4 protein-coding genes are annotated in these 3,716 nt (G+C 42.1%); 2 read left to right on the top strand and 2 right to left on the bottom strand.

All coding sequences use genetic code 11. From position 1 onward, the window contains the following. Nucleotides 1-632, bottom strand: a 632-nt coding sequence (locus tag SMIDD26_RS02850; RefSeq protein ID WP_246746867.1) for an HAD-IIB family hydrolase, incomplete at its 3' end; no start/stop codon positions are given. Between the two features lie 21 nt (nucleotides 633-653). Continuing rightward, on the bottom strand, nucleotides 654-1,973 hold the full coding sequence (locus SMIDD26_RS11390; RefSeq protein WP_134990120.1) for a CapA family protein: 1,320 nt from the start codon (nucleotides 1,971-1,973) through the stop codon (nucleotides 654-656). Nucleotides 1,974-2,299: 326 nt separating this feature from the next. On the opposite strand from SMIDD26_RS11390, the gene def reads away from it, so the two are divergent. Continuing rightward, complete coding sequence (gene def, locus SMIDD26_RS02835; RefSeq protein WP_001272954.1) at nucleotides 2,300-2,911, top strand: peptide deformylase; 612 nt, start codon at nucleotides 2,300-2,302, stop codon at nucleotides 2,909-2,911. A 44-nt stretch (nucleotides 2,912-2,955) separates the two neighbouring features. After that, nucleotides 2,956-3,684 carry a 23S rRNA (guanosine(2251)-2'-O)-methyltransferase RlmB gene (gene rlmB, locus SMIDD26_RS02830; RefSeq protein ID WP_061438841.1) on the top strand — a complete coding sequence of 243 codons (729 nt, stop codon included), beginning with the start codon at nucleotides 2,956-2,958 and terminating at the stop codon, nucleotides 3,682-3,684. Nucleotides 3,685-3,716 lie beyond the last annotated feature (32 nt).

The following is a 3,716-nucleotide window of genomic DNA, read 5'->3' as shown; positions in this document are numbered from 1 at the left end:
CAGCGCTTGAGTAATTCTTCCAAGCCCCATGCTTTATGAATTCCAGCTTGGAGGATATCAATGCAACCATAGCCACTCGATACAGCCCGAACACGGCCATCAAAGAGGTCATTGATTTCTTCCAAGACCGAACTCAAACGTTCCTCACCAACAACCATACTCATCTTGAGCACACCACCAAAGAGGTCAGAGGTTAATTCGTCCACAAATTGCATCCGTTGGTAGAATTTTTCAATCATTTCTGGAGTCATAAAACTTTCAAGGTCTGTAAAAATAGTACCTTCCTTGACGAAACCACCCTTCATCCCCGTTACAACAAACTGGTCCTGACACGCTCGATCCTTGAAATGAGCCAAAGCCTTATCAACAATGGCATCATCCCAAGTCTGGGCCTGAATCAGTTCATTGTTTTCAAAAATACGAGCACCGTTGGCAACCACCAGAACCACTCGATTTACCAAGTGCTCCAGTAGTTGCCTCATGCGGTGAATTTCATTGCCCGTCGCGATGACAAAACGAATGCTCCTTTGATCCAACTGATCTAAAATCTTTTCCAAGCGTGGGAGATCCAGCTGGCCTCTAGCATCCAGCAAGGTCCCATCCATATCTGTCGCAATTACTTTAATCATCATTTACTTTCCTTTGGATTCAAGCTAGTCCCACTTCAATCCCACATGTTCGTTCATTTCTTTATAGGCTGTATCAATTCGTTCCTTAGTCGCTTCATCTAACTGATCACGATGACTGCCACCCTCTATAAAATCTTCCAAGATATAGGTTTGATAATGATATAGGGGATATCCTTCTGGTGAAAAAGTTCCCTTTGGTGTTCGATTGACCCAAGTAGGATGAGCTTTAGCTGTTCCGATGGTTGTTTTTCCATCCTTCTTCTTAATGGTCACATCCATGAGCACGCCACGCTCTGTCCACTTAGCATTCTCTTCATCTTGCATGGTTTCAATTCGTTGATTGGAAATGAAGTTCCCCATTGAATAGATAATGAGTTTCTTTTCTCCATCTTTTTCAACCGTTTCAGATGGTTCAACAACGTGAGGATGCCCTCCAAAGATAATATCCGCTCCCCAATCGATCATCTTGTGATAAAGAGCTTTTTGTTCCTCAGTTGGTTCCAATCGATACTCCACACCCATCTGAGGCATGATAATGGTGATATCTGCCTCCTTTTCTGCCCGTTCAATTTCAGCCTTCATCTTATCTTCGTTTAAATCTGAAAGATAACGATTATAGTCTTCCTGAGAAATATACTGCTCAATGCCATTGAAACCATAGGAATAGGCTAACAGTGCAACCTTGATACCATTCACTTCCTTAATGACCAGCGGAGCCTGATCACGTGGCTCGTGCGTATAAACTCCGATTGGAGTGATTCCAGCTTTCTCAATAATATCGGCCGTTGAAATAACTCCCTCAATTTGCGAATCCAAAATATGATTATGAGCTAAATCCAGCACATGATAACCTGCATCCTTAATGGCATCCATAACTTCAGCAGGAGCATTAAAGAGAGGATAACCTGCTAAATAATGATCCTTATTGATGGTTCCTTCAAAATCACCAATAGCTAAATCTGCTTGCTTGAGCCAAGGTGTCACATACTCAAAATTCTCATGAAAGTCATAGGTACCGTCTTCTTTTTTAGCTGAAAAGAAAAGTCCATCGTGGTAGAGCAAATCTCCGTTGGCCATAATTCTAGCAGATTTTTCCTCTTCCTGCTCCTGAGACTTTTGCTTAGTCCCCTCTTGAGAAATAGTATCTCGTTTTTGACTGGTCAGAGGCATGCCTTGGAAACTTTCAACCAACAAGACCAAGCCCATTGATAAAGCAACTGCTAGCAAGAGTACCGCCACAAATCCTTTATTGCTCCACCTGCGATAACTCCTAAAAAAGTTTACCAAGCCCTTCATAAAACGAAAAGCTAAACCACCCTGATTTCTATCTTGTCTTCTTTTCATCTTCATTCTCCCTACTTTCTTATGCAAGCCTTTTCTTTTTATTATATCATAGATAAGTAATTCTTTCACAATTGATACTCTTCGAAAATCAAATTCAAACCACGTCAGCGTCGCCTTACCGTATATATGTTACTGACTTCGTCAGTTCTATCTGCAACCTCAAAACAGTTTTTTGAGCAACCTGCGGCTAGCTTCCTAGTTTGCTCTTTGATTTTCATTGAGTATGAATTGAACTTCCTATCTATTTTCTATAAATCCTAAAGGCTGTAATACTTTCAATCCTTGTCATTTTGTGTTATCATGTAGAGGTAATGAAAGGAGAGAAAATGTCTGCTATAGAACGTATTACAAAAGCTGCTCACTTAATTGATATGAACGATATTATCCGCGAGGGGAATCCTACTCTACGCGCAGTTGCTGAGGAAGTCACTTTTCCCTTGTCTGACCAAGAAATCATCCTTGGCGAAAAGATGATGCAATTCCTCAAACATTCCCAAGATCCTGTCATGGCTGAAAAAATGGGGCTACGCGGTGGGGTAGGACTGGCTGCTCCTCAGTTGGATATCTCAAAACGCATTATCGCTGTTTTGGTGCCAAATATTGTTGAAGAAGGCGAAACGCCACAGGAAGCCTACGACTTACAAGCCATTATGTACAATCCAAAAATCGTCTCTCACTCTGTTCAAGACGCTGCTCTTGGTGAAGGAGAAGGTTGCCTATCTGTTGACCGCAACGTGCCTGGCTATGTTATTCGCCATGCCCGCGTTACTGTTGACTACTTTGACAAGGATGGAGAAAAACACCGTATCAAACTCAAAGGCTACAACTCCATCGTTGTTCAGCATGAAATTGACCACATCAACGGAATCATGTTTTACGACCGTATCAATGAAAAAGACCCATTTGCAGTTAAAGATGGTTTACTGATTCTTGAATAAAGAAAATCCCGTTGCAAGACGGGGTTTTGTGTTATAATAGAGGCATGAAAACAAATGATATTGTCTATGGCGTCCACGCCGTTACCGAAGCCCTCCTTGCGAACACAGGAAACAAACTTTACCTCCAAGAAGATCTCCGAGGTAAGAATCTTGAGAAAGTCAAGGAACTAGCTACAGAAAAGAAGGTATCCATTTCTTGGACTTCAAAAAAATCCCTCTCTGAGATGACTGAAGGTGCTGTTCATCAAGGTTTTGTTCTACGAGTGTCCGAATTTGCCTATAGTGAGCTAGATCACATCCTTGCAAAAACACGCCAAGAAGAAAATCCACTTCTATTGATTCTGGATGGCTTAACTGACCCTCACAACCTAGGCTCCATCTTAAGAACAGCCGATGCGACCAACGTTTCAGGTGTCATCATTCCCAAGCACCGTGCTGTGGGAGTTACTCCTGTCGTTTCCAAAACGGCCACAGGTGCTATTGAGCACGTTCCAATCGCTCGAGTGACCAATCTGAGCCAAACTCTGGACAAACTCAAGGATGAAGGATTCTGGACCTTTGGAACGGATATGAATGGGACTCCTTGCCACAAGTGGAATACAAAAGGGAAAATCGCCCTCATCATCGGAAATGAAGGAAAAGGCATCTCTAGCAACATCAAAAAACAAGTCGATGAGATGATTACCATTCCGATGAATGGCCATGTTCAAAGTCTCAATGCCAGTGTTGCTGCAGCCATTCTCATGTACGAAGTTTTTCGAAATAGACTATAAAAAAGTTTCCAGTCATCTGATTGGAAACTTTT

This window comes from Streptococcus mitis (assembly GCF_001579035.1).
Classification (GTDB): domain Bacteria; phylum Bacillota; class Bacilli; order Lactobacillales; family Streptococcaceae; genus Streptococcus; species Streptococcus mitis_J.
The sequence above is the reverse complement of the archived record's forward strand: the minus strand, read 5'-3'. Positions and strand labels throughout refer to the sequence as shown.

Excerpts from the sequence above, each read along its gene's own strand:
- SMIDD26_RS11390 (WP_134990120.1), bottom strand. The coding sequence starts at position 1,973 with ATGAAAAGAAGACAAGATAGAAATCAGGGTGGTTTAGCTTTTCGTTTT.
- def (WP_001272954.1), top strand. The coding sequence starts at position 2,300 with ATGTCTGCTATAGAACGTATTACAAAAGCTGCTCACTTAATTGATATG.
- rlmB (WP_061438841.1), top strand. The coding sequence starts at position 2,956 with ATGAAAACAAATGATATTGTCTATGGCGTCCACGCCGTTACCGAAGCC.